Annotated in this window: 24 protein-coding genes; all 24 read left to right on the top strand. The window is 57.2% G+C overall.

Annotation, left to right across the window (positions count from 1 at the left end):
- Positions 1-9: 9 nt before the first annotated feature.
- Entirely contained in the window at positions 10-2,067 is a 2,058-nt protein-coding gene (locus tag C230_RS0113305) for a chemotaxis protein CheA (protein WP_018132540.1), read from the top strand.
- A 13-nt stretch (positions 2,068-2,080) separates the two neighbouring features.
- Positions 2,081-2,566 (top strand): chemotaxis protein CheW, encoded by a 486-nt coding sequence (locus C230_RS0113300; RefSeq protein ID WP_018132539.1) that lies wholly within the window; start codon positions 2,081-2,083, stop codon positions 2,564-2,566.
- Between the two features lies 1 nt (position 2,567).
- A complete protein-coding gene (locus tag C230_RS0113295; RefSeq protein WP_018132538.1) occupies positions 2,568-3,188 on the top strand; it encodes a chemotaxis protein CheC in 621 nt (206 codons plus the stop codon).
- Positions 3,185-3,664 (top strand): chemotaxis protein CheD, encoded by a 480-nt coding sequence (locus C230_RS0113290; RefSeq protein ID WP_018132537.1) that lies wholly within the window; start codon positions 3,185-3,187, stop codon positions 3,662-3,664. Before C230_RS0113295 ends, C230_RS0113290 begins: the two co-directional genes overlap by 4 nt.
- A complete protein-coding gene (locus C230_RS0113285; protein ID WP_018132536.1) occupies positions 3,661-4,041 on the top strand; it encodes a hypothetical protein in 381 nt (126 codons plus the stop codon). The genes C230_RS0113290 and C230_RS0113285 overlap by 4 nt, the downstream gene beginning before the upstream one ends.
- A gap of 15 nt (positions 4,042-4,056) precedes the next feature.
- Positions 4,057-4,764 carry a FliA/WhiG family RNA polymerase sigma factor gene (locus tag C230_RS20440; RefSeq protein WP_018132535.1) on the top strand — a complete coding sequence of 236 codons (708 nt, stop codon included), beginning with the start codon at positions 4,057-4,059 and terminating at the stop codon, positions 4,762-4,764.
- Between the two features lie 16 nt (positions 4,765-4,780).
- Positions 4,781-6,202, top strand: coding sequence for a DUF342 domain-containing protein (locus C230_RS20435; protein WP_018132534.1), 1,422 nt, complete (start codon positions 4,781-4,783; stop codon positions 6,200-6,202).
- A 113-nt stretch (positions 6,203-6,315) separates the two neighbouring features.
- Positions 6,316-6,780 carry a hypothetical protein gene (locus tag C230_RS0113270; protein ID WP_018132533.1) on the top strand — a complete coding sequence of 155 codons (465 nt, stop codon included), beginning with the start codon at positions 6,316-6,318 and terminating at the stop codon, positions 6,778-6,780.
- Positions 6,777-7,235 (top strand): MltG/YceG/YrrL family protein, encoded by a 459-nt coding sequence (locus tag C230_RS20430; protein ID WP_018132532.1) that lies wholly within the window; start codon positions 6,777-6,779, stop codon positions 7,233-7,235. Before C230_RS0113270 ends, C230_RS20430 begins: the two co-directional genes overlap by 4 nt.
- A gap of 188 nt (positions 7,236-7,423) precedes the next feature.
- Entirely contained in the window at positions 7,424-8,125 is a 702-nt protein-coding gene (gene rpsB, locus C230_RS0113260) for a 30S ribosomal protein S2 (protein WP_026174312.1), read from the top strand.
- Between the two features lie 103 nt (positions 8,126-8,228).
- Complete coding sequence (gene tsf / locus C230_RS0113255) at positions 8,229-8,879, top strand: translation elongation factor Ts (RefSeq protein ID WP_018132530.1); 651 nt, start codon at positions 8,229-8,231, stop codon at positions 8,877-8,879.
- A gap of 125 nt (positions 8,880-9,004) precedes the next feature.
- Entirely contained in the window at positions 9,005-9,733 is a 729-nt protein-coding gene (gene pyrH / locus C230_RS0113250) for a UMP kinase (RefSeq protein WP_018132529.1), read from the top strand.
- Positions 9,730-10,287 (top strand): ribosome recycling factor, encoded by a 558-nt coding sequence (frr, locus tag C230_RS0113245; RefSeq protein WP_018132528.1) that lies wholly within the window; start codon positions 9,730-9,732, stop codon positions 10,285-10,287. Before pyrH ends, frr begins: the two co-directional genes overlap by 4 nt.
- 60 nt (positions 10,288-10,347) lie before the next feature.
- Positions 10,348-11,109 carry an isoprenyl transferase gene (locus tag C230_RS0113240; RefSeq protein WP_018132527.1) on the top strand — a complete coding sequence of 254 codons (762 nt, stop codon included), beginning with the start codon at positions 10,348-10,350 and terminating at the stop codon, positions 11,107-11,109.
- Positions 11,110-11,122: 13 nt separating this feature from the next.
- A complete protein-coding gene (locus C230_RS0113235; RefSeq protein WP_018132526.1) occupies positions 11,123-11,911 on the top strand; it encodes a phosphatidate cytidylyltransferase in 789 nt (262 codons plus the stop codon).
- Between the two features lie 9 nt (positions 11,912-11,920).
- Complete coding sequence (locus C230_RS0113230; protein ID WP_018132525.1) at positions 11,921-13,072, top strand: 1-deoxy-D-xylulose-5-phosphate reductoisomerase; 1,152 nt, start codon at positions 11,921-11,923, stop codon at positions 13,070-13,072.
- Between the two features lie 57 nt (positions 13,073-13,129).
- The gene (locus C230_RS0113225; RefSeq protein WP_018132524.1) at positions 13,130-14,839 is read left to right on the top strand and encodes a proline--tRNA ligase; all 1,710 of its coding nucleotides are present in this window, start codon (positions 13,130-13,132) and stop codon (positions 14,837-14,839) included.
- Positions 14,840-14,943: 104 nt separating this feature from the next.
- Positions 14,944-15,567: a glycosyltransferase family 2 protein gene (locus C230_RS0113220; protein WP_018132523.1), complete on the top strand. Its 624-nt coding sequence runs from the start codon at positions 14,944-14,946 to the stop codon at positions 15,565-15,567.
- 236 nt (positions 15,568-15,803) lie between these two features.
- Positions 15,804-20,129 carry a PolC-type DNA polymerase III gene (locus tag C230_RS0113215; protein ID WP_018132522.1) on the top strand — a complete coding sequence of 1,442 codons (4,326 nt, stop codon included), beginning with the start codon at positions 15,804-15,806 and terminating at the stop codon, positions 20,127-20,129.
- Positions 20,130-20,274: 145 nt separating this feature from the next.
- Positions 20,275-20,748 (top strand): ribosome maturation factor RimP, encoded by a 474-nt coding sequence (rimP, locus tag C230_RS0113210; protein ID WP_018132521.1) that lies wholly within the window; start codon positions 20,275-20,277, stop codon positions 20,746-20,748.
- A 122-nt stretch (positions 20,749-20,870) separates the two neighbouring features.
- Positions 20,871-21,953 carry a transcription termination factor NusA gene (gene nusA / locus C230_RS0113205; protein ID WP_018132520.1) on the top strand — a complete coding sequence of 361 codons (1,083 nt, stop codon included), beginning with the start codon at positions 20,871-20,873 and terminating at the stop codon, positions 21,951-21,953.
- Between the two features lie 17 nt (positions 21,954-21,970).
- Positions 21,971-22,249, top strand: coding sequence for an RNase P modulator RnpM (rnpM, locus tag C230_RS0113200; RefSeq protein ID WP_018132519.1), 279 nt, complete (start codon positions 21,971-21,973; stop codon positions 22,247-22,249).
- Positions 22,242-22,568, top strand: a complete 327-nt coding sequence (locus tag C230_RS0113195; protein WP_018132518.1) for a L7Ae/L30e/S12e/Gadd45 family ribosomal protein — start codon at positions 22,242-22,244, stop codon at positions 22,566-22,568. The genes rnpM and C230_RS0113195 overlap by 8 nt, the downstream gene beginning before the upstream one ends.
- Positions 22,561-25,005 (top strand): translation initiation factor IF-2, encoded by a 2,445-nt coding sequence (gene infB, locus C230_RS0113190; protein ID WP_018132517.1) that lies wholly within the window; start codon positions 22,561-22,563, stop codon positions 25,003-25,005. The genes C230_RS0113195 and infB overlap by 8 nt, the downstream gene beginning before the upstream one ends.
- The last annotated feature ends 73 nt before the right edge of the window (positions 25,006-25,078 follow it).

Raw genomic sequence — 25,078 nt, 5'->3', positions numbered from 1 at the left:
TGACGACCGATGGACATGAGCCAGTATATGGAGATTTTCATTGAAGAATCAAAAGAGCATTTGCAGGCAATAAACGACAACTTGCTGGCGCTGGAACAATCCCCGCAGGATCTCGAAATCGTCAATTTGGTTTTCCGCTCCGCCCATACGTTAAAAGGCATGGCGGCGACGATGGGGTTTGAGAAAATGGCCCATCTGACGCACGAGATGGAAAACGGCCTCGATCTGATGAGAAACAACAAGCTGCCGGTAACCGAGCCGGTGATGGACGCACTGTTTCGCTGCGTCGACATCTTGGAAGCGCAATTGGCGTCGATTATGGAAACGGGTACCGATGCGTCGGTGGAGATCGGGCCTGTGCTGGAAAATCTGGCGGCTGTCGTGAAAGGAAAGCCCGCGGCCGCGTCTCTTCCGGCGGCATCGAGCCGCGATGGGACCGAATTGGGGTTGACGTTCAATCAATATGAACAAACGGTGATCCGGCAATCGTTGGCAAACGGTAAGCAGGTGTATGCCGTGCGAGTGCTGCTCGACCCCAGCTGCGTTCTTCGCTCGGCTCGCGCGTTTATGGTGTTTCAGGCGTACGAACAGCTGGGGGAGATCATTAAGTCGGAACCATCTGTCCAGGATATCGAGGAAGAAAAGTTTGAACAGGCATTTCTGATCGTTCTGATCACCGATGCGGAGCAGCAGGCGATACGGCAAACCGGGTTGAACGTGTCCGAGGTGGCGCGCGTCGACGTGGAAAAAATCAACCTGGCGGCACTGCAAGTTCAACAAGCCAGTGCGGAAGCGGCCGCCGCGACGGCAACCGGTGAAGTGGCCAGCCACTCGAACGGGACAGGCGAGCAAGCTGTTGCCTTCGAACAATCGGCTAACGACAAGCAGCAGGTGGAAATCAGAAAGTTGTCGGCAGGCAAGTCGGTTCGGGTGGATATCGAGCGGCTGGACATCCTGATGAACCTGTTCAGCGAGCTGGTGATCGACAAGACGCGGTTGGAACAGATCGCAAGGGAGCTGAATCACCCGGAATTGGTTGAAACGGTCGAACATATGTCACGGGTCAGCACGGATCTCCAGTCGATTGTCATGACCATCCGGATGGTGCCGGTGGAAACGGTGTTTAACCGGTTCCCGCGGATGGTTCGCGACTTGGCGAAAGATCTGAACAAAAAAGTGGAGTTTGAGATTCACGGAGCGGAAACGGAATTGGATCGCACCGTGATTGACGAAATCGGCGATCCGCTGGTGCATATTCTGCGTAATGCACTCGACCACGGGCTGGAGACACCGGAAGAGCGGATTCGGACTGGCAAAAGCGAAGTCGGCAAGCTGCAACTGACCGCCTATCATTCCGGCAATCATGTGTTTATTGAAATCGCTGACGACGGCCGGGGAATCGACCGCCGCAAAATTTTGCAAAAAGCGGTCGAGCGGGGCCTGATCGATGCGGCACGGACGGAAGGTCTGAGTGATGAGCAGGTGTTCGATTTTATGTTCAGGCCGGGATTCAGTACAGCCGACAAAATTTCCGACGTGTCCGGCCGCGGCGTCGGACTGGATGTAGTGAAAAGCAAGATCGAATCGCTTGGCGGCCGGGTGGTGGTACACTCCGTGCCGGGAGAAGGAACCAGGTTCATCATCCAATTGCCGCTGACGCTTTCGATCATCCAGGCGATGCTCGTGCAGATCAACGACGAGAAATATGCGATACCGTTAACTTCGATCATCGAAACGGCTAACCTGAAGCGGCATGAGATCAAGAGCGTACATGGTCAGATGGTGATGGATTTTCGCGGCCGGGTGGTGCCGCTGGTCGATCTGGAACGCGTCTTTTCGATCCCCCGCTCGGAAGCGAAGCGGGACGACCAGGAAAACGTCGTGATCGTCCGCAAGGGGGACAAACTGGCGGCGCTGGTGGTCGATTCGTTCATCGGCCAGCAGGAAGTCGTTTTGAAATCGTTGGGGAAATACCTGGCGGGAGGGATCTTTGGCATCTCCGGTTCGACCATTCTCGGCGACGGACAAGTGGCGCTGATCCTCGATTGCAATGCACTGATTCCCTAAGGAGGCGTTTCGAATGCTGAATCAACAAGCGGTTGAAAAGGGCATGCCGGAACACAAATATATCGTGTTTCGGCTGGGGGACGAAGAGTACGGCGTGGAAGTCAACCAGGTTCGCTCAATCGAGCGAATGCAGCGGATTACACGGGTTCCCAACACCCCGGCGTTTGTCAAAGGGGTGATCAACCTGCGGGGGGTGGTGACTCCGGTAATCGATTTGCGCACCCGCTTCGGTCTTGGAACGGAAACCTATACGGACACCACCCGGATTATTATCGTGGCGGTCAACGAGATGGAAGTCGGCCTGATTGTCGATTCGGCCAACGATGTGATCGACATCTCGTCCGATTCGATCGAGCCGCCGCCGGAAATCGTCGGCGGGGTGCGCGCCGCCTATCTGGAAGGGGTGGCCAAACTGCAAGACCGCCTGCTCATCCTGTTGAATCTGGAAAAAGTGTTGAACGAAGAAGAACTGCAGCAACTGCATGTGATGGAGAACTGAAATGGCGGGCCGCTTGTTCGAGTTAGACGACTTCCAGCTTAGCGTCCTGCGTGAAATCGGCAACATCGGGGCGGGGCATGCCGCCACTGCCCTGTCTGTTCTGATGCAGAAGCATATTGAAATGAACGTGCCGCGGGTGCATGTGGTGTCCATTCAAGAGATCGATGAAGTGATCGGCGGGGCAGAGCAGCTTGTGGTCGGCGTCTATCTGCGGGTCGAAGGCGAGATTCCGGGCAGCATGTTTCTCATGCTGAAGATGGAAAGCGCGAACATGCTGCTGCAAATTTTGACTGGCAGCCACCAGCCGGTTGATTCGTTTTCCGAACTGGAAATGTCCGCTTTGATGGAGGTTGGAAATATCCTGGCCGGTTCCTATCTGTCCGCTTTTTCCGATTTTACGAAAACGAATCTGCACGCGTCCGTGCCGGCGATTGCGGTGGACATGGCGGGCGCCTTGATCAATGCGGTGCTGCTTCACATCGGCATGTACAGCGACAGGGCGCTGGTGGTGGACACCGAGTTCCGGCAAGGCAGCGAGAACGTCGAAAGCCACTTTTTCTTCGTGCCGGATCACGGGTCGGTCGAAACGATATTCAAGTTATTGGGAGTTGATTTTGCTTGAATATCATCAAAGTGGGAATGGCCGACATGAACGTGGCCTGCAGCCCGGACGTGCTGCGAACGGTCGGACTCGGCTCGTGCGTTGGCGTCGCGATTATCGACCTGTCCTGCAAAGTGGCCGGTCTCGCCCACATCATGCTGCCGGCAGCGGGCCGATTGGACGTGGAGAATCCTGCCAAATATGCGGATACCGCCGTCCCGCTGCTCGTTCAGAAAATGCAGCAACAGGGCGCCTGCCTCAACAGAATGATTGCCAAGCTGGCCGGCGGTGCGCAAATGTTTACCAACCTCAACCAAAGCGATTTGATCAGGGTCGGACCGCGCAATGTGGAGGCGGTGAAAACGGTGCTGGATCAGTTGCGGATTCCCGTACGCGGCGAAGACACGGGCGGTAACGCGGGCAGAACGATCGATTTTTCGGCTGCCGATGGATCGTTGACGATTCGCACGGTGGCGCAAGGGGTCAAGACGATATGAAACAGGCGAGGCGGTCGTGGCAAAGGCGTTTTCTGTGGATGGCGGCCGGCGGCGGATTTGCGATCGGTCTGGCCGGGAGCCTCTTGGCAGGGAATTTGCTGTGGACCAGTTTGCAACGGGGATTGGTCGGATTCGTTTTGTTGTTTGCTGTCGCTTGGGCGCTGCAGCGGCTGCTGGCGATCGCTGCCGCAACCGGCGGTCCGGAAGCGAACGGACAGGCGGCGGGAACCCGTTTTGACGTTTCGCTGCCGCCAGAATTATCCGAGATTCCTCCGTCTGGGGCCGATTTTCAGCCCTGGGTGATCGACGGCCAGGCGGCACTGCGCGATGATCGGATTGAGGAGATTGTGCAAGCGGTACGCGCCATGAAAGACTAACGGAGGTGGGCGAAGATGAGCGAGACCCTGGAAAAGTATTTGCCGCTCGTTCACCGGGTTGTCAACCGCGTCGCGAAAGGGATGCCCGCGCATGTTCCGCGCGAAGATCTGATCAGTTTTGGCACGCTCGGGCTGATCAGCGCGATGGAACGATTTCAGCCGGAAAAAGGGGTCAAGTTTGAGACGTTCGCCACATGGAGAATCCGGGGCGCCGTGCTCGACGGCATTCGCGAGATGGATTGGGTACCGCGGCAGGTGCGCCAGTGGGCGAAGGAAATCGAGCGGGCCTACGCGGCGGTGGAAACGCACAAGGCGGAGTCTGCAAGCGACCAGGAAGTGGCTGATTGGCTGGGAATCAGCGTGCAGGAATTTCACAGGCGGATGGCCCAGGTTTCGCTGGGGTCGGTGGCGTCGCTGGAAGAAGCGTTTCATCCGGCCGGCGACGATGCGGGCTATCACGATCTGCTGCCCGACCCGACAGCGGAGGATCCGAGCGTCCGGCTGACCCGGGAGGAACTGCGGGAGGTGCTGGAACAGGCGATCAACCGTCTGCCTGAGAAGGAAAAGCTCGTCATCGCATTGTATTATTATGAAGAACTGTCGATCAAGGAAATCGCCGAGATTCTGGAGGTCACCTCTGCAAGAATTTCGCAACTGCACAGCAAAGCGATATGCCGGCTGCGAGGGGCGCTGAGCCGGAGGAGACAGGACTTGAAGCTGTAGCATAGGGGGGACCGGCATGCAGCCTATGGAAGAAAAAAGCTGGTGGAACAATCAAGCGAAGGTTTATATCGAAGACGGCGGCTTGACCGGGGTGCTTGTAATGCAATCGGCTCCTCCCGACGGACTGGTCCTGTCGCTGCAAGGATTGTGCGAGTATCTGCAAAATGCGGGCATTCAGTATGGTATCGACAGCGCACTTTGCCAGGAAATCGTCAACACCCCCGGCTTGTATGTGAACGAACGGCTGCCTGTCGCCAAAGGCAAGCAGCCTGTACAGGGGCAGGACGCCCGGATCGAGGTGTATGTGGAAGAGGACGGAGAACGGAAACCGAAAGTCCTGGAGGACGGACGGGTTGATTTTTTTGATATGGGGATCGTCAAGCTTGTGAAAAAAGGACAAGTGCTGGCGGTTCGCGTTCCGCCTACCCCGGCGCAGGACGGAGTGGCGGTCACCGGACACCCGATCCCGGGCAAGCCAGGGCGCGACTACCGGCTGCCGCAAGGACAAAATACGGTGATCGAACAGGACGGATGTACGCTGGTTGCGGCAACCGACGGACATGTGGTGTATCGCCCGAAAGATAACAAGATTCACGTGTTTGACGAATATGTGGTGGCGAAGGACGTCGATTTTTCCGTCGGTAATATTGAGTTTACCGGCTCGGTCCGCGTATTGGGCAATGTGCAGCCGGGTTTCAAGATCATTGCGGAAGGCGATGTGGAGATTCACGGATACATGGATGCGGCGCTGATTGAAGCGGGCGGCAATGTGACGATTCGCGGTGGCGTGCAAGGGCGCAACAAGGGCGTGATTCGGGCGGGCGGAAATTTGCGCACTCCATTTATCCAGTATGCGTTGGTCGATATCGGAGGCAGTTGCCTGGTCGGGGAAAGCATTATGCACAGCCAGATCAACGCCGGTTCGAAGATCGTGATGGAAGGCCGGCGAGCGGTGATCGTCGGGGGAATCGTCCGGGCGGGGGAAGCGGTCGTGACACGCGTGCTCGGCTCGCCGATGGCCACCCCGACCGAAGTCGAGGTTGGCGTGCATCCCCATTTGCGGACCGAATTGGTGTCGATCAGCGAATCATTGAAGAAAGTGGGCGCCGACATCGACAAAACGCAAAAAGCGATCACGCTGCTCGAGCAGATGGCTACGGCGGGAGGCAAGCTGCCGGCGGACAAAGCGGCGCTGCTGAAAAAATTGAAAATCACGCTCGAGCATTACAAAGTGGAAGAGGAGGAGCTGCTGTTCCGCCGCTCGGAGATCGAACTCGTTTTGCAGGATGTGAAGAGCGCGCACGTGCAGGTGATCGAAGCGGTGCATCCCGGCGTGAAAGTGGCGATCAGCCACTACGCGCATTATGTCCGCGACCCGCTTGCGAAGGTTTGTTTCGTATTGCGGGATGCGGAGGTGCGGGCGGTGCCGCTCTCGTGAACCATTTTTTGCCCGCTATATGGGACCCATTAAAGTGATCGGAGTAAGCTTCGGAGTTTGGCCTCACTTTGATGGGGATGCTGTCGCGCTATAATCTAGAAGGAGAGGGTGCTTTGGACAGCAAACTGTTTTTGTTCATAACGCTCTGTGGGATTGGAATCGTGCTCTATGCTGCCGTCAAAGGCAAGCCCGATGCAGTCGGCGCGTCCCACCGGGAACTGGAAGCCAGCCTGCAGGCGTTTATGGATGAACTCGAGAAGGAAAATCAGTATCTGATCGACACGATCGAAAAATTGCAGAGCGAACTGCAATCTGAAATCAACCTGAACCGGCGGCGGATCGAGCAGTTGGAAGCGAAAATCGCGGAGTTTCAGCTGCAGGGCGGAACTGACAGGGGCCGTTCGGTGCCGCAGCCTTTGGAAGCGATGCCCGCGCTTGTGTTTAACGAACATTACAGCCGCGTGGTGACAATGATAAAGGAAGGACGCGCGCCGGAACAGATCGCGAAGGATACGGGGATCGGACTGGGAGAGATTCAAATGATTTGCAATCTGATCAAACAGGGGAACGCCGTATGATTCAAAATCGCAACTTTTTGTTCGGCCTTGGCACAGGACTGATCGCCACGTCGATTGTATATGGGGTTTCCGACCTGGTCCGCTCGCAGCCGGCGGTGATCCCGCAGCCTTCTCCCGCAACAACGTCTGCGAAGTCTGTTGACAATCATGCTGCCGGCCGCGAAAATTCGAATGCAAACAACCAACCCTCGTCGGCAAACCAACAAACGGCCGTCCCGCAGCCACAAGCTCCGGCTGCCGCTCCATCTTCTGCCAAGGTCAAGGTGGAAATCAAAAAAGGAATGACGGCGGCGGAAATCGCCGATCTGCTTGTGAAGTCAGGTGTCATAGCTGACGCGAATGCATTTCTCAACACCGCGCAGGAAAAAGTGAAGCAGATCCGGGTTGGCGTCTACGAGTTGCCGGTCAACGGGGATTACCAACAGATTTTGGCGATCATCACCAAGGACGCTTAGTTCCGGCAAATGGCCCAAGCGGGGATGGGACAATTTTTCTTTGTTTTTTCTTGCATGACATTTGTTGGCTATGGTATAGTATCACATGGTGTTACTACACACGCTGCAAGACCGTGGCGAAGGTGCCCGGACGGGTGTCGCGCGGGATGAAGGCGGCGGCGGAAAAAACCATGAAAGGGGGCGAGGATATGGCGATCATCTCCATGAAGCAGCTTCTGGAGGCGGGTGTCCACTTCGGCCATCAGACGCGCCGTTGGAACCCGAAAATGGCTCGCTACATCTTCACCGAACGGAACGGCATTTACATCATCGACCTGCAAAAGACGGTCAAAAAAGTGGAAGAAGCGTACAACTTCGTGCGCGATCTGGCAGCGGAAGGAAAAACGATCCTGTTCGTCGGCACCAAGAAACAGGCGCAAGAGTCTGTGAAAGAGGAAGCGGAACGCTCCAGCATGTTCTATGTGAACCAGCGCTGGCTGGGCGGCACGCTGACCAACTTCGGGACGATCCGCAAGCGGATTGAGCGTTTGCACGAACTGGAGCGCATGCAGGAAGACGGTACGTTTGATGTTCTGCCGAAAAAGGAAGTCATCAAACTGAAAAAGGAAATGGAACGGCTTGAGAAGTTCCTCGGCGGGATCAAAGGCATGAAGAGTCTGCCTGGCGCACTCTTCATCATCGATCCCCGGAAAGAACGTATCGCGGTGGCGGAAGCCCGCAAGCTTGGCATCCCGATCGTCGGCATTGTTGACACCAACTGTGATCCGGACGAAATCGACTATGTGATTCCGGGTAACGACGATGCGATTCGCGCCGTGAAACTGCTGACTTCCAAAATTGCCGATGCGGTGATCGAAGGTACGCAAGGCAACGACGAACAAACTGCTTAAAGGTGCATGAAGGGGGTGCGGTAGGGTTGGACGACCCTGGCACCCCTTTTGTATGGGACTCGACGACGCATGGGTATGATTTTTACATAAGGAGGGCTTTTCAATGGCGATTACAGCAAACGATGTGAAAGTGCTGCGCGAGAGAACCGGCGCCGGCATGATGGATTGCAAAAAAGCGCTGGCCGACGCGAACGGAGACATGGAAAAAGCGATTGAACTGCTGCGCGAACGCGGGCTCGCCGCTGCTGCGAAAAAAGCGGGCCGCATCGCGGCGGAAGGGATCGTCGATTCCTACATTCATATGGGCGGTAAAATCGGCGTGTTGGTGGAAGTGAACTGCGAGACCGACTTTGTCGCGAAAACGGACGAATTCCGCACGTTTGTAAAAGATGTGGCGATGCACATCGCGGCCGCCAAGCCGTTGTACGTGAGCCGGGAAGAAGTTCCGGCGGAAGTGGTGGAAAAGGAAAAGGAAATCCTGCGGGCGCAAACCCTGAATGAAGGAAAGCCGGAGAACATTGTGGACAAAATCGTGGAAGGCCGCATCGACAAGTTCTTCAAGGACGTCTGCCTGCTGGAGCAACCGTTCGTGAAGAATCCGGATCAAACGATCCAGGAACTCTTGAACGAGAAAATCGCGAAAATCGGGGAAAAAATTTCGATTCGCCGGTTTGTTCGCTATGAAATGGGCGAAGGCCTCGAGAAGAAGCAGGACAACTTCGTGGAAGAGGTCATGGCGCAAGCGAAAATCTAACGAGAGGCACATAGGGAACACAACAGGGTGTTCCCTTTTTTCCAGCCTGGTGAAACGATTCGCTTTTCGTTGGGCTGGAGGAGTTGGCAGATTTTACGTAGAATCTAAGATGTGGAGGATGAAAGATGCTGCAACCCAAATACAAACGGGTCGTGCTGAAATTGAGCGGCGAAGCGCTAGCGGGTCCGGCCGGTTACGGCATCGACGCGGGGGTTATCAATTCGATCGCTTCCCAGATCAAGGAAGTTGTGGAACTGGGATCGGAAGTGGCGATCGTCGTCGGCGGCGGCAACATCTGGCGCGGAGTGGCCGGCAGCGCGCAGGGCATTGATCGGGCAACCGCCGACTATATGGGGATGCTGGCGACCGTCATCAATTCGCTGGCGCTGCAGGACGCCCTCGAAAAACACGGTGTGCAAACCCGTGTGCAAACCTCGATTGAAATGCGCCAGGTAGCCGAGCCGTACATCCGCCGCCGGGCCATCCGCCATTTGGAAAAGAAGCGCGTCGTCATCTTTGCGGCGGGGACGGGCAACCCGTTTTTTTCGACCGATACGACCGCCGCTTTGCGGGCGGCCGAAATCGAGGCGGAAGTCATCCTGATGGCAAAAAACAAGGTGGACGGGGTGTACGATTCCGATCCGCGCACCAATCCGAACGCCGTCAAGTACCGGGAACTGGACTACCTCGAGGTGCTCAACAAAGGGTTGGGCGTGATGGATTCCACCGCCACGTCACTGTGCATGGACAACAACATGCAGATCATCGTCTTCAATATCTCGGAAGAAGGCAATATCAAGCGGGTCGTTTTGGGTGAAGATATCGGAACTGTTGTACGGGGGGGACAAAAATGATGCAAGATCTGATGAAAAACATGGAGGAGCGCATGGACAAAGCGCTTGCCAACCTGAAAAAGGAATTTGTGACAATTCGCGCCGGCCGCGCCAATCCGGCCATTCTTGACAAGGTGCAGGTCGAATATTACGGTTCGACGATGCCGATCAACCAGTTGGCGAGCGTTCACGCGCCGGAACCGCGACTGTTGGTGATTACGCCTTGGGACAAAGGTGCGTTAGGGGAGATCGAACGGGCGATTCTCAAATCCGAACTGGGCCTGACACCGTCCAATGACGGATCGGTCATTCGCATCGCGATTCCGCCCCTGACTGAACAAAGACGCCAGGAACTGGCGAAAGTTGCCCGCAAGATGGCGGAGGAAGCGCGTGTGGCCGTCCGCAACATTCGCCGGGACATCAACGAGGACATCAAAAAACTGGAAAAATCGGGCGACATCTCGGAGGACGAAAGCCGTCGCGCGCAGGAGAAAGTGCAGGCCACAACCGATCGCTATATTGGGGAAATCGACAAGCTGCTGGCCGCCAAGGAAGAAGAAATCATGGAAGTGTAACCTCGACGAAACCCCCTTTGTCGCAAGGGGGGTTAGTTCTATTCCGGGGGACTGACGACGATGAACCTGAAAAATTTTTTTGTGCGCAAGGAAACGGGGAATCTCGCGGAATTGATGGAAGAAGGGGTCCCTTATCACGTGGCGGTGATCATGGATGGCAACGGGCGCTGGGCGAAAAAGCGCGGCCTGCCGCGCATCGCGGGCCATCGGGCCGGCATGGAAAGCGTCAAGAGCATCACCCGGGCGGCTGACGAGATCGGCATCCGGATTCTCACCCTGTACGCGTTTTCCACCGAAAATTGGAAACGGCCGGTGCAGGAAGTCGATTTTTTGATGCGGCTACCACAAGAGTTTCTGTTGATGGAATTGGACACGCTGATCAAAAAGAATGTGCGCCTGCAGATCCTGGGCGATGTCAGTGCGCTTCCTTCGCACACGCGGGAGTCCGTGCTGGAAGCGGTGGACAAGACGGCCAGCAATACGGGGATGCTGCTGAATATAGCGCTCAATTACGGAAGCCGGGCGGAACTGCTGGCAGCGATCAAACAAATCGCGGCCGACGTCCGTTCAGGCAGCCTGACGATCGATCAGATCAACGAGGAAGCGGTCAATTCCCGCTTGCTGACCAGAGGGATCCCTGATCCCGACTTGCTGATTCGCACCAGCGGCGAGCTGCGGTTGAGCAATTTTTTGCTGTGGCAGTGCGCGTATACCGAGCTGTGGTTCACCGATGTGCTGTGGCCCGATTTTACGAAAGAACATTTTTACGAAGCGATTCGTGCATATCAAAAACGGGGTCGGCGCTTTGGAGGACTCAAATAGGAGTGAGCCGTGGATGTTGTACGAGCGAGTTCTGACCGGCATCGTCGGCGGGGCCGTTTTTTTGGCGGCCGTGGTTGCGGGAGGCGCGTGGTTTGCCGGACTCATCGTGATATTGGGGCTGATCGGATTTGCTGAACTGCTGCGGATGAAGGGACACCGCTATTTTGAGATTCCCGCTTTGGCCGGGTTTGTATTGACAGCGGCCTGGCTGTTCTGCGGGACAGGTTGGCTGCAGGCCTGGCCCGGTGTGCTGCTGTGGACAGTCTTTGGATTTTTGCTTTTGACGGTGATTCTGAAAAACCGCTATACATTCGGCGATGTGTCGTTTCTTTTTGTCGGCACGCTGTACGTCGGCCTGTCCTTTCACTATGTGTTGCAGGTCAGGGATTTGCCGGATGGGCTGCTGTTGTTCATGTTTCTACTGCTGTGCATTTGGGCGACTGACACCGGCGCCTATTTTATCGGCCGGGCGTTGAAAGGCCCGAAAATCTGGCCGGCCATTTCGCCGAACAAAACGGTGTCGGGCACGGTCGCGGGACTGGCGGCGGCCGCTTTGACGGGCGCCGTGTTCTTTGCGGTGGCGGGCGGCGGGCATCCGCTTGCGCAATGGGTGGTGACCGCGCTGGTGATTTCCGTGTCCGGACAGCTCGGGGATTTTGTCGAATCGGGCATCAAACGGTCGTTTGACGTGAAGGATTCAGGCCGGATTTTGCCGGGGCATGGCGGTGTTCTGGACCGCTTTGACAGCTTGCTATTTGCGGCGCCGATTGCGTATCATGTACTTGTATGGTTTCGGTTTTGAGGTGACAGAATGCCAAAAAAACTGGCGATTTTGGGGTCTACAGGTTCGATCGGGACGCAAACGCTGGATGTGGTCGCATCGCATCCGGATGAATTTGAAGTGGTGGCGTTGGCGGCCGGTGCGAATTTGACTCGCTTGTTTGAACAAATCGAACGGTTTCGCCCCGCGCTCGTTTCCGTCGCGACGCCCGAACTGGCTGCCAAAGTGAAGGAGCGGTTCGGCAAGGCCGTGCAGGTGGAGGCGGGACAAGCCGGTCTGCAGGCGGTGGCCACTTGTCCGGAAGCGGACATCGTGCTGACAGCGGTGGTTGGTACGATGGGGCTGCGGCCGACGCTGGAGGCGATTGCGGCGGGCAAGGACATCGCCTTGGCCAACAAGGAGACGCTTGTTGCGGCCGGCCATCTGGTGACCGATCTGGCTGCAAGGCGCGGCTGCCGGATTTTGCCGGTGGACAGCGAACACTCGGCGATTTTTCAATGCGTACACGGAGAGCAGACGAAGGAAGTCAGGCGGATTCTGTTGACCGCTTCCGGCGGCGCGTTCCGCGACAAAAAGCGGGAAGAAATGGCGCGGGCGACGCGGGAAGATGCATTGGCCCATCCGAACTGGTCAATGGGGGCGAAAATCACGGTCGACTCGGCGACGTTAATGAACAAAGGGTTGGAAGTGATCGAAGCCCACTGGTTGTTCGGATTGCCATACGAGCGAATTGAGGTGCTGATCCATCCACAAAGCATCGTCCATTCCCTGGTCGAGTTCCAGGACCGGTCGGTCTTGGCGCAGCTCGGGACGCCGGATATGCGGGTGCCGATTCAATATGCGCTGTCTTATCCGCGGCGCCTGGCAGCCGATTGGCCGTCGCTCGATCTGCTGGCCGTCGGAACGCTCACGTTTCGGGAACCCGATTGGGACCGGTTTCCCATCTTGGGGCTGGCGTATCAGGCGGGGAAAACGGGAGGCAGCATGCCGGCCGTTTTGAACGCGGCGAACGAAGCGGCTGTTGACCTGTTCTTGCAGGAGAAAATCGGCTTTCTCGAGATCGAGAAAACGTTGCTCGGCGTGATTGAACAGCACGATCCGGTCGGCAATCCAAGTTTGGACGAGATTTTGTTTTACGACAGGTGGGCGCGCGAAATGGCGCGTCGGCTGGCTTTGCGATAAAAAGACGAGGAATCCGCGGGGGTGCGGAGTCGATGTGTGATCGAAGGAGGAATGACGATGCGGCAAAGTACATATTTGGTACCGACACTGAGGGAAGCGCCGGCGGAAGCGGAAGCGGTCAGCCACAAGCTGATGCTGCGGGCCGGATTTATCCGCCAGCTGGCGGCCGGGATCTATACATATTTGCCTTTGGGCTGGCGCGTATTGCGGAAAGTGGAGACGATCGTGCGGGAGGAGATGGACCGGGCGGGGGCACAGGAGATTTTGATGCCGGCGATGCAGCCCGCCGAACTGTGGCAGGAATCCGGCCGGTATCAGGTGTACGGCCCGGAACTGATTCGCTTGAAAGACCGGCATGATCGGGAATTTGCGCTCGGTCCGACGCACGAAGAAGTCGTGACGACATTGGTCCGCAACGAGGTGCGCTCGTACCGCAAGCTGCCGATCAACCTGTACCAGATTCAAACCAAGTTCCGCGATGAACGGCGGCCGCGGTTCGGGTTGCTGCGCGGGCGGGAATTTCTGATGAAGGACGCGTATTCGTTCGACCTCGATTGGGAAGGGCTGGATCGCTCGTACTGGGCGATGTATGACGCGTACAACCGGATTTTTACCCGGTGCTGTCTCAACTTCCGGGCGGTGGAAGCGGATGCCGGCGCGATCGGTGGCGAAGGCGGCACGCATGAATTCATGGTGCTGGCCGATATCGGGGAGGACACGATCGCAACCTGCACGAACTGCGACTATGCGGCGAACCTGGAAAAGGCGGAAGCGGCTCCCGGCCGGCAGGAGTACCAGGAAGTAACGGTCAGCAAATATGAAAAATTCCATACGCCCGCCATCCGGACGATCGAACAGTTGACCGAGTCGCTTGGGATTGAACCGCAGCAGCTGATCAAGACGCTGATCTACCTGGCGGACGGTCAGCCGGTTGCCGTGGTTGTGCGGGGGGATCACGAGGTCAACGAGATTAAGGTCAAAAATTATTTGGGCGCGGATCACGTCGAGCTGGCCGATGCGGAAACCACGCAAAAAGTGACGGGGGCGCCGGTCGGGTTTGCGGGTCCCGTCGGTTTGACGATTCCGATTTTGGTCGATCAGGAAGTGGCCGCCATGCTGTTCGGGATCAGCGGGGCGAACGAGCGGGATTACCATCTGAAAAATGTCCGCCCGGGCCGCGATTTCCCGCTCGAGAAAACAGGGGATTTCCGCAATGTGGTGGAAGGCGACCGCTGTCCGCGTTGTGAGGGCACGTTGAAATTTTACCGAGGGATCGAAGTCGGGCACGTGTTCAAACTGGGGACCAAATACAGCGAGATCCTGGGTGCCAAGTACCTGGATGCGAACGGGCAAGAACAGGTGATGATCATGGGCTGTTACGGCATCGGCATCTCCCGCGTGCTGTCGGCGATCGTCGAGCAGCATCACGATGAGAACGGCATGATCTGGCCACTGCCGGTGGCTCCTTTCCACGTGCATCTGATCCCTGTCTCGGTCAAGGATGAAACGCAGATGAAACTGGCGGAAGAACTGTATGGCCGCCTGCGGTCGGCGGGGGTCGAGGTGCTGCTGGACGACAGGGACGAACGGCCCGGCGTCAAGTTTAAGGATGCCGACCTGATCGGAATTCCGATTCGCCTGACGGTCGGCAAGGGCGCGGCGGAAGGGCGCGTCGAATACAAGGAACGGAAGACGGGTAAGCAGCAGGAATTGACGGTTGACGATGCTTGCACTCGCATCGTCGAACTGGTGAAGGCAAGCGTCTAGGCAAGGGTGGACTGATGGGCAGCGGCTGCAAAACGGATGAAAAACGCGGCGTGTGGGCAGAACAGTAGTAGCAAAAATACCCGAAAAAGCGAGTGGATGGCAACGTGAACACGTTGATGATTCCGGCTTACAATGAAGCTGCCAACATTGCCGGCGTCTTGCAAGTGGTTGCGGACATGCCCGATTTTCACGACATCATCGTGGTGGATGACGGTTCAACCGACTCGACGGCGGAGGTGGCGGCGTCGTTCGGTGTGCGCGTCATCCGCCTCGCGCAAAACCAGGGGAAGGGAGGGGCAATCGCTGCCGGTCTCAAGGCAAGCGACAGCCCTTTTCTTACCTTGTTGGACGCCGACCTGGTCGGCTTGCAGCCAAAGCATGTCCGGTTGCTTGCACAGCCTGTTTTGAACGGGGAAGCCGCCATGTCGATGGGCATCTTCACTTCCGGCCGGCTGCCCACCGACTGGGCGCAAAAAATCGCCCCTTCCATAACAGGACAACGGGTGTTGCGGCGCGAATTACTAGAGAGCATGCCTGATTTGGAAAACACGCGCTTTGGTGTCGATCTGGCGCTGACCAAGCATGCGAAGCGGCTCAATGTCCCGGTTGTGGAAGTCTTGCTGCAGGATCTGACGCAAAAGATGAAGGAAGAGAAACTGGGGCTCGCCCGCGGAGCGGCAGCCCGCCTGAAAATGTACTGGGAGATCTTGCGAGTGATCGGAAAGTAGCAAGCGGAAATCGGGGCCCCCACAAAGCGAGACCTGGCGCTTTAGCGCCATGGCGAGACTCGTGCCCTTTGGGTGCAAAGCGAGACCTGGCGCAATAGCCCACCCCACTAAGTGCAAGCACTTAGCGGGGGCCCCGGCGCCATGGCGAGACTCGTGCCCTCTTGGTACAAAGCAATCAGAATACGCTCCAACGCTTTGCGTCACTTTGTGGGGTATCTTTGGGAGGGGGTTGACCTTTGAGTTTGGTGGAAACCAATGGGAAACGTCTGTCCGAGTTTCGCGAGCTGCTGGGATGGGAGGATCCGGCCGTGCTGCAGCATGCGGAGCGGGCAATGGTGGAAAAAGTGATCGTCTCCCGTTCCAGGCAGCAGGTGGTGATCTGCCTTGCAGTCCTGGACCGGTTGCCGCCGGATGTCTACCGGCAGATCACGCAGGCGCTTCGCCAGCGGCTGCCGTTGCAAGCCGCCATCCAAACGCGCTTTCGCTACCCGGCTGACGTGGCCAATCTGGAAAAATGGGTCGAGGCCTATTGGAACCTCAGCATCGAAACGGTCTGCGCCAGCGATCCGGTGTCCGCCAACGCGCTGCGGCAGGCGGAAAGGGCTGTCACAGGCAACCAGATTGCGGTTGCGCTGATCGACCAACTGGCTCTCGAGCGCATGCAGAAAAAAGGCATCTCGTCCGCTTTGGAAAAATGGTTTCGGGACGAAGTCGGTCTGATGGTGCAAATCTGCTTCCAGCTGGATGAACAGGCGCAGGAGAAAGTAGAGTCGATCCGGCAAAAGGCGATCGAGCAGGAACAGACACTGCTCGAACAGATGCGGCAAGCGATCGCGGAAGAGGAGAAGGAAAATGAGGCGGAGCCGCCAGCGGCCGAACCGCCCGCTCCCGAAAAATTGGCGATCGGCCGCGAAATCGACGACCCGCTCAGCGAGATCCGATTAATCGGCGACGAAATGCGGAAAGTGGCGGTCAAAGGCAAAGTGTTCAGCCTCGAGACGCGGGAACTGGCCAGCGGCCGGACGCTTTTTCAGTTCAATATCACCGATTTTACCGACTCGATCATGTGCAAGATATTCGCTAAAGAAGGCAAACAGCTGGACACCCTCAAACTGCTGGCAGACGGCAAGTGGGTGCAGGTACGCGGCTCGGTCCAGTTTGACACGTTCGCCAAGGAACTCGTGCTGATCGTGCAGGATCTGTTTGAGATCGAGCCGCCCGCCCGCAAGGATACGGCGGCGGAAAAGCGGGTCGAGCTGCACCTGCATACGCAGATGAGCGCCCTCGACGGGGTGACGCCGGTCAAGGAACTGGTGGCGCAGGCGGCGAAATGGGGCCATCCGGCGATCGCCATCACCGACCATGGGGTGGTTCAGTCGTTCCCGGAGGCTTACAGCGCCGCCAAAAAAGCGGGCATCAAGTGCATTTTGGGACTGGAAGCGTATGTCGTCGATGACGGTGTGCCGATTGTGTACAATCTGTCGGAGGCCAACGACTGCCCGATCGATGCGGATACGCCGTACGTCGTGTTTGACACGGAGACGACCGGCCTGAACGCGGCGGAAAATACGCTGATCGAAATCGCGGCGGTCAAAATGAAAGGATCGGAGATCCTTGAAGAGTGGACGACGCTGATCGATCCGGAAATGGAAATTTCTCCGAAAATCACCGAACTGACCGGCATCACCAACGAGATGGTGAATGGGCAGCCGAAACTGGCGGAAGCGCTGCCCAAATTCCGCGAGTTTGTGGGAGACGCCGTGCTCGTGGCGCACAACGCGGAATTCGACCTCGGCTTTATCTCGGTCTGCGCATCGCGGATCGGCATGCCGAAATGGACCAATCCGGTGCTCGACACGCTGCCGTTGGCCCGCAAGCTGTATCCGTCGGAGAAAAATTACAAGCTGAAAACGCTGACGCAAAAATTTGGCGTCGAGCTGGTCAACCACCACCGCGCATTGGACGACACGGTGGCGCTCGCCAAGGTCTTTCAGCATATGCTGAAAGACATGAAAGAACGCGGGATGGACCGGCTGTCCCGTCTGAACGAAAACGACGGCGATATCGACTACTCGAAAATGCGCCCGTTTCACGCGACGATTTTGGTACGCAACAAAACGGGACTGAAAAATTTGTACAAAATCGTGTCCGAGTCGCATGTGAACTATTTTTACCGGCATCCCCGGGTGCCCCGCAGCCTGCTCGTGAAATACCGGGAAGGGCTGCTGGTCGGGACCGCCTGCCAGCAAGGGGAGCTGTTCCAGGCGATTTTGCGCGGGAAAAACGAGCAGGAACTGCAGGAGATCGCCAAATTTTACGATTATCTGGAAATCCAGCCGCTTGTGCATTACAAACCTCTATTGAAAAACGAGTCGGTCTCCTCGCTCGAATCGGTCAAGGAGTATCACCGGCAGATCCTGGAGATCGGCAGGCAGCTCGACAAGCCGGTGGTGGCGACGGGGGACGTCCATTTTCTCAACCCGGAAGACGAAATCTACCGCGACGTGTTCCTGCAATCGGTCGGCGACGCGCAGGCAGGCGACCAGCCGCCGCTGTACTTTATGACGACGGATGAGATGCTGGCCGCTTTTTCCTATCTGGGTGAAGAGGCGGCGAAGCGGATCGTGGTCGACAATCCCCGCCTGATCGCCGAGCAGATCGATGACGTCAGCCCGATCCCGGACAAATTGTACACGCCTGTGATCGAAGGGGCGGATGACGAACTGCGCAACATGTGCTACGATACGGCACGCAGGCTGTATGGCGATCCGCTGCCGGAAATCGTCGAAAAGCGGTTGGAAAAAGAATTGAACTCGATCATTACGCACGGATTTGCCGTGATCTATCTGATCTCGTCGCGGCTGGTCAAAAAATCGCTGTCAGACGGCTACCTGGTCGGTTCGCGCGGATCGGTCGGATCTTCGCTGGTCGCCACATTTTCGGAAATCACGGAGGTCAATCCGCTGCCGCCTCATTACCTCTGCCCGTCCTGCAAATACAGCGAGTTTATCGCGGACGGTTCGGTCGGCTCCGGATTCGACCTGCCGGACAAAGACTGTCCGAAATGCGGCACCAAACTGAAAAAAGACGGGCAGGACATCCCGTTCGAAACGTTCCTCGGCTTCAAAGGGGACAAGGTCCCCGATATCGACCTCAATTTTTCGGGTGAATACCAGCCGCGCGCGCACAAGTACACGCAGGAACTGTTCGGCGTCGACAACGTCTACCGGGCCGGGACGATCGCCACGGTGGCGGAAAAAACGGCTTTCGGCTACGTGAAAAAATATGCGGAGGAAAAAGGACTCAATCTGCGCAGTGCGGAGATCACCCGCCTGGTGAACGGCTGCACAGGCATCAAGCGGACGACCGGCCAGCATCCGGGCGGCATCATCGTCGTGCCCGACTACATGGACATTTACGATTGCTGTCCGATTCAATATCCGGCAGACGACAGCAGTTCGGAGTGGCGGACGACCCATTTTGACTTCCATTCGATTCACGATAATCTGCTGAAGCTGGACATCCTCGGGCACGACGATCCGACCGTGATCCGCATGCTGCAGGATTTGACCGGCATCGATCCGAAAACGATCCCGACGGACGATCCGAAAGTCATGTCGCTGTTCAGCAGCACGGAAGCACTTGGCGTCACGCCGGAACAGATCCGCTCGAAAACGGGCACCTACGGGATCCCGGAATTCGGCACCAAGTTCGTGCGCCAGATGCTGGAAGAGACGAAACCGAGCACGTTCGCCGAACTGGTTCAGATCTCCGGTCTGTCGCACGGCACCGACGTCTGGCTGAACAACGCGCAGGAACTGATCCGCAAGGGAATCTGCAAACTGTCCGATGTGATCGGATGCCGCGACGACATCATGGTCTACCTGATCTACCAGGGGCTGGAACCGAGCCGCGCGTTCAAAATCATGGAGTCGGTGCGGAAAGGGAAAGGCGTCTCGCCGGAAGACGAGGAATACATGAAATCGTTCGGCGTGCCCGATTGGTACATCTGGTCGTGCAAGCAGATCAAATACATGTTCCCGAAGGCGCACGCCGCGGCGTACGTGCTGATGGCTGTGCGGATCGCCTGGTTTAAGGTGTACCGGCCGTTGGAATTTTATGCGACCTATTTTTCCGTGCGGGCGGATGACTTCGACCTCGAATTGATGTGTCAGGGCTACCAGGCCATCTGGAAAAAGATTGAAGAGATCGAAGCGAAAGGGTTATCGGCCACGCCCAAGGAAAAAGCGCTGCACACTGTCCTTGAATTGGCACTGGAGATGACGGCGCGGGGCTACAAGTTCTATCCGCTTGATCTCTACAAGTCGGACGCGATCAAATTCCAGGTGCTGGAGGACGGCTTGCTGCCGCCGTTCGGGGCGCTTGCCGGCGTCGGCGAGTCGGCCGCCAAAGGCATCGTCGCGGCGAGGGAAGAAGGCCCGTTTTTGTCAGTGGAAGACCTGCAGCAGCGGTCCCGTGTTTCGAAAACGGTGATCGAACTGCTGCAGGGGTTCGGCTGCCTGAAAGACCTGCCGGAGACCAACCAGCTCAGTTTGTTCTGACCGTTTGCTCTGAACGGCTTGCTTAAGATGCTTGCCCGTGCTATAATAATAAAGGTATATTAGGTGATATTGCCGATCTTCGAGAGTGGGGAAACCCACTCTTTCGATATTATATAAGGGTTGCAGAATGCCCAGGAGGGATTACATGTCGAAATCCAGAGTGGTAGAGATTGTGGAACAACTGGTGACGCCGATCGTCGCGGCAGAAGGGCTTGAACTGGTGGATGTCGAGTACGCGAAGGAAGGGGCCAATTGGTTTCTGCGGATCTTCATCGACAAGCCGGGCGGCGTCGATATTGAAGATTGCGGCCGCGTCAGCGAGGCGTTATCCGGCAAACTGGATGAAGTGGATCCGATACCGACCAGCTATTTCCTGGAAGTGTCCTCTCCGGGTGCGGAGCGTCCGTTGAAGAAACCGTCCGATTTTGTAAGGGCAATCGGCAAACAGGTACATATCACCACGTATGAACCGGTCGATGGCAAAAAAGAATTCAACGGCGAACTGGTCTCCTATGACGGTGAGTGGCTTGTGGTGGCCGAATTGCAAAAAACGGTGCGCAAACAATGCCACATTCCGCTCAATAAGATTGCGGGCGCGCGTTTGTCTGTTACCTTTTAAAATGCGGCTCCGCGAAAAGCACCTCGTTATCCGTACGGCGGCACCCATGGTACCTGGCCGCGCAATGGCGGGAGGTGTTGCGGAGGTGATCATCCTTGATCAGAAGGAGGAGAAACGGCTTTATGAACGTCGATTTTATCGAGGCGCTGGAAGCTCTCGAACGGGAAAAAGGGATCAAAAAAGATGTGCTGATCGAAGCGATCGAAGCGGCGCTGATCTCCGGTTACAAGCGGAATTTCAATTCGGCCGCGAACGTCCGTGTCGACATCAACCGGCAGACGGGGGACGTCAAAGTGTTCGCCCGCAAGCAGGTGGTGGAGGAGCCGGAGGATCCGCGGCTGGAAATCTCGCTGGATGCGGCGGAGCAGATCGATCCGGGCATCCAGATCGGGGACATTGTCGAGATTGAGGTGACGCCGCGCGATTTCGGCCGGATTGCCGCCCAGACCGCCAAACAGGTGGTGACGCAGCGGATCCGGGAAGCGGAACGGGGTTTGATCTATTCCGAATTTATCGATCGCGAGGAAGATATTGTGACCGGCGTCGTCCAGCGGCAGGACGCCCGCAACTACTATGTCGACCTTGGCAAGGTCGAGGCGGTGCTGCCGTTTGCCGAAGTGATACCGGGGGAGAAGTTTAAACAAAACGATCGCATCAAGACATATATTACAAAAGTCGAGAAGACGACCAAAGGGCCGCAAGTTCTCGTGTCGCGCACGCATCCTGGGCTTTTGAAGCGGTTGTTCGAACTGGAAGTGCCGGAAATTTACGAGGGCGTCGTCGAGATCAAATCTGTGTCACGGGAAGCGGGCCAGCGGTCGAAGATTGCGGTGCACACAAAAAATCCGGACGTCGATCCGGTGGGAGCATGCGTCGGTCCGCGCGGCGCCCGCGTGCAGGCGATCGTCAACGAACTAAAAGGCGAGAAAATCGACATCGTCCGCTGGAGCAGCGATTTGGCCGAATTTGTGGCCAATTCACTGTCACCGGCGAAAGTCGTCAAAGTGGATGTGGAAGAATCGGAAAAAGTCGCCCGCGTCGTCGTACCCGATTACCAGCTTTCGCTGGCGATCGGCAAAGAGGGGCAAAACGCCCGCCTGGCGGCCAAACTGACCGGGTGCAAGATCGATATCAAGAGCGAATCGCAGATGGGGCCTGCAGCTGACGATCCGGAACTTGACATTGAGCATGAGGTTGAACGGTAAAGGCGGGGGGATTTCCAATGACGCAGAAAAAAATCCCGCTTCGCAAATGTGTCGGCTGCCAGGAAATGAAACCGAAGCGCGAACTGATTCGCGTGGTGCACAGTCCGGATGATCAGGTGTTCCTCGACCCGACCGGGAAGAAAGCGGGGCGAGGCGCTTATCTATGCAAGTCGCTTGCCTGTTTCCAAATCGCGAAAAAGAAAAAAGCGTTGGACCGTTCCCTGAAAATCACCGTGTCCGACGAAGTGTACCGGCAGTTGGAAAGCGATTTGGCAACGGTGAAAGCAGATGGATAAACGGGTATTCAACCTGTTGGGATTGGCGATGAGAGCCGGAGCGGTGGTGACGGGAGACGAAGCGTGCCTGGCGCGGATTCGCGCCGGCAAGGCGGCGTTAACCGTGGTTGCCCAGGATGCGGGCCCGAACACCAAAAAGAAGTACCGCGACAAATGCCGCACTTATCAGGTTCCGCTGGTGGAAATCGGCACCAAACAGGAACTCGGCAGGGCATTGGGCAAGATCGAGCGGGCGGTCGCCGTGGTGGTGAACCAGGGCTTCGCCGGACGGATTTTGCAGTTGTCAAGGGAACAAATCGGGGGTGAAGCATGTGAGTAAGATACGTGTGTACGAATACGCAAAACAGATGAACATGTCGAGCAAGGAAATCATAACGATTTTGAATCGGTTGCACATACAGGTCAACAATCACATGAGCGTGATGGATCCGGAGATGATTGCCGCCGTTGAAGGATTCATGGCGGACGTGAAGAGCCGGGCGCAGGCGAAGCAGGAGACCGAACAGGCGGCGAAGGACAAACGGGCGCAACAGGGACAGGAGCAGGGGCAGCAGGCGCACGGCCAGGAGCCGCGCAAGCAGAACCAGGGACAAAAGCACGGAAAACGGCCGCATGACCATATGAAAGAGCAGGCAAACCGGCCGTCCGGACAGGGCCACCGACGGGACGACGGCAAGCCGCAGGGCAGCCGGAACCGCGGACATGCCCAGGGACAGGGCAACCGTCCGCAAGCACAGGCGGCTGCACAGGCGAATCGTCCGCAGGCGCAGCAGCGGCCGACAGTGGCGCACGCGCAGAAAGCGGACGCGATCGTCGAGGAAGTGTTGGATGATCCGCGTTACACCCGGGGCGAAAAGATCGCCAAGAAACCGAAGCAAGGTCCGCAGGGAGCGAAAGACAACCGGAAGCCCGTAGGGCCGCAAAACAACCGCAACGCAAAAGGCGGCAGAGTCAACCAGCAGCGGCCGCAACCGCAGCAGCAAGCTCCCAAGCAGCCGGAAGGCCCGAAAAAAATCGAAATCGAAGGGCCGATGACGGTCGGCGAATTCGCCAAACTGATCAAGCGCGAGCCGTCGGAAGTGATCAAAAAGCTGTTGTTCCTCGGTATTATGGCGACGATCAACCAGGAGATCGACACCGACGCGATCGAACTGGTGGCGAGTGACTACGACATCGAAGTGGTCGTCAAGGAACCGGTTGACGAAGAAGCGCTGGAAATGCTGATCGAAGAGGCGGATCCGGCCAAACTGGTCGAGCGTCCGCCGATCGTCACGATCATGGGCCACGTGGACCACGGGAAAACGACGCTGCTTGACGCGATCCGCGAAACCAACGTCACCGCGCAGGAAGCGGGCGGTATCACCCAGCACATCGGCGCTTACCAGGTGGAAATCAACGGCAAGAAGATTACGTTTCTCGATACGCCGGGCCACGCCGCGTTTACGAGCATGCGGGCACGGGGTGCGCAGGTGACCGACATTACCGTGCTTGTGGTTGCGGCCGATGACGGTGTGATGCCGCAGACGGTGGAAGCGATCAACCACGCGAAAGCGGCGAACGTGCCGATCATCGTAGCGATCAACAAGATGGACAAACCGGACGCCAACCCGGACCGTGTGCGCCAGGAGCTGACCGAATACGGACTGGTGGCCGAGGAGTGGGGCGGCGACACGATTTTTGTGCCGATCTCAGCGAAGAAAAAAGAAGGTCTCGAAAATCTGCTGGAGATGATCCTGCTGGTGGCGGAAATGGCCGAGTTGAAAGCGGATCCGACAGCCCGGCCGCGCGGCACCGTGATTGAGGCGGAGCTTGACAAGGGACGCGGACCGGTCGCCACCGTGCTGGTGCAAAACGGGACGTTGCGCGTCGGTGATGTTGTGGTGGCGGGCACCACGTACGGCAAGGTGCGGGCGATGGTAAACGACCGCGGCCGCCGCGTGAAAGAGGCGGGTCCGTCCTATCCGGTGGAAATCCTCGGACTGAACGATGTGCCGAGCGCCGGCGATTTGTTTGTCGTGTACGATGATGAGCGCAAGGCGAGAGCGCTGATCGAGAAGCGGATCGCAAGGCAGCGCCAGGAGCAACTGAACGCGCAAACCCGCGTGACGCTGGAGGATCTGTACAAACAGATTCAGGAAGGCGAAATGAAAGAGCTGAACGTAATTATCAAGGCGGACGTGCAAGGATCGGTGGAAGCGCTGACCGGCGCGCTGGAAAAGATCGATGTGGCGGGCGTCCGGGTACGCGTCATCCACAAGGGTGTCGGTGCGATCACCGAGTCGGATATCCTGCTGGCGACTGCCTCGAACGCGATCGTCATCGGCTTTAACGTCCGGCCCGAACCGAACGCGGCGAAAATGGCCGAATCGGAAAAAGTCGACATCCGCTTGTACCGGGTGATTTACAATGCGATCGAGGAACTGGAAGCGGCCATGAAAGGGTTGCTCGATCCGGAATACAAGGAAGTCGTGGTCGGCCGCCTGGAAGTGCGGCAAACGTTCCACGTGTCGAAAATCGGCACGATCGCCGGCTGCTATGTGACAGACGGCAAGATCACCCGCAATTCGGAAGTTCGCTTGATCCGCAACGGAATCGTTGTATACGAAGGCAAGCTGGAATCGCTCAAACGCTTTAAGGATGATGTGCGTGAGGTGGCGGCAGGTTACGAGTGCGGTCTGACTTTGGAAAACTTCAATGACATCAAGGAAGGCGACATCATTGAAGCGTTTGTGATGGAAGCGGTGAAAGTTCAGTAACACAAGCGAATTCAATTTGGAAGCACCCGGTAGCAGTCGCAGCCAGGCGGACCGGGTTTCTTCCGTTCCTTGC

Origin of the sequence: Effusibacillus pohliae DSM 22757, assembly GCF_000376225.1 — a bacterium.
GTDB lineage: Bacteria > Bacillota > Bacilli > Tumebacillales > Effusibacillaceae > Effusibacillus > Effusibacillus pohliae.
Note: the sequence above shows the minus strand (reverse complement) of the source record. Positions and strands in the feature narration are given on the sequence as shown.

What these genes read in the sequence shown, in the direction of transcription:
- C230_RS0113305 (WP_018132540.1), top strand. Translation starts at nt 10, where the DNA reads ATGGACATGAGCCAGTATATGGAGATTTTCATTGAAGAATCAAAAGAG.
- C230_RS0113300 (WP_018132539.1), top strand. Translation starts at nt 2,081, where the DNA reads ATGCTGAATCAACAAGCGGTTGAAAAGGGCATGCCGGAACACAAATAT.
- C230_RS0113295 (WP_018132538.1), top strand. Translation starts at nt 2,568, where the DNA reads ATGGCGGGCCGCTTGTTCGAGTTAGACGACTTCCAGCTTAGCGTCCTG.
- C230_RS0113285 (WP_018132536.1), top strand. Translation starts at nt 3,661, where the DNA reads ATGAAACAGGCGAGGCGGTCGTGGCAAAGGCGTTTTCTGTGGATGGCG.
- C230_RS20440 (WP_018132535.1), top strand. Translation starts at nt 4,057, where the DNA reads ATGAGCGAGACCCTGGAAAAGTATTTGCCGCTCGTTCACCGGGTTGTC.
- C230_RS20435 (WP_018132534.1), top strand. Translation starts at nt 4,781, where the DNA reads ATGCAGCCTATGGAAGAAAAAAGCTGGTGGAACAATCAAGCGAAGGTT.
- C230_RS20430 (WP_018132532.1), top strand. Translation starts at nt 6,777, where the DNA reads ATGATTCAAAATCGCAACTTTTTGTTCGGCCTTGGCACAGGACTGATC.
- rpsB (WP_026174312.1), top strand. Translation starts at nt 7,424, where the DNA reads ATGGCGATCATCTCCATGAAGCAGCTTCTGGAGGCGGGTGTCCACTTC.
- tsf (WP_018132530.1), top strand. Translation starts at nt 8,229, where the DNA reads ATGGCGATTACAGCAAACGATGTGAAAGTGCTGCGCGAGAGAACCGGC.
- pyrH (WP_018132529.1), top strand. Translation starts at nt 9,005, where the DNA reads ATGCTGCAACCCAAATACAAACGGGTCGTGCTGAAATTGAGCGGCGAA.
- frr (WP_018132528.1), top strand. Translation starts at nt 9,730, where the DNA reads ATGATGCAAGATCTGATGAAAAACATGGAGGAGCGCATGGACAAAGCG.
- C230_RS0113240 (WP_018132527.1), top strand. Translation starts at nt 10,348, where the DNA reads ATGAACCTGAAAAATTTTTTTGTGCGCAAGGAAACGGGGAATCTCGCG.
- C230_RS0113235 (WP_018132526.1), top strand. Translation starts at nt 11,123, where the DNA reads ATGTTGTACGAGCGAGTTCTGACCGGCATCGTCGGCGGGGCCGTTTTT.
- C230_RS0113230 (WP_018132525.1), top strand. Translation starts at nt 11,921, where the DNA reads ATGCCAAAAAAACTGGCGATTTTGGGGTCTACAGGTTCGATCGGGACG.
- C230_RS0113225 (WP_018132524.1), top strand. Translation starts at nt 13,130, where the DNA reads ATGCGGCAAAGTACATATTTGGTACCGACACTGAGGGAAGCGCCGGCG.
- rimP (WP_018132521.1), top strand. Translation starts at nt 20,275, where the DNA reads ATGTCGAAATCCAGAGTGGTAGAGATTGTGGAACAACTGGTGACGCCG.
- nusA (WP_018132520.1), top strand. Translation starts at nt 20,871, where the DNA reads ATGAACGTCGATTTTATCGAGGCGCTGGAAGCTCTCGAACGGGAAAAA.
- rnpM (WP_018132519.1), top strand. Translation starts at nt 21,971, where the DNA reads ATGACGCAGAAAAAAATCCCGCTTCGCAAATGTGTCGGCTGCCAGGAA.
- C230_RS0113195 (WP_018132518.1), top strand. Translation starts at nt 22,242, where the DNA reads ATGGATAAACGGGTATTCAACCTGTTGGGATTGGCGATGAGAGCCGGA.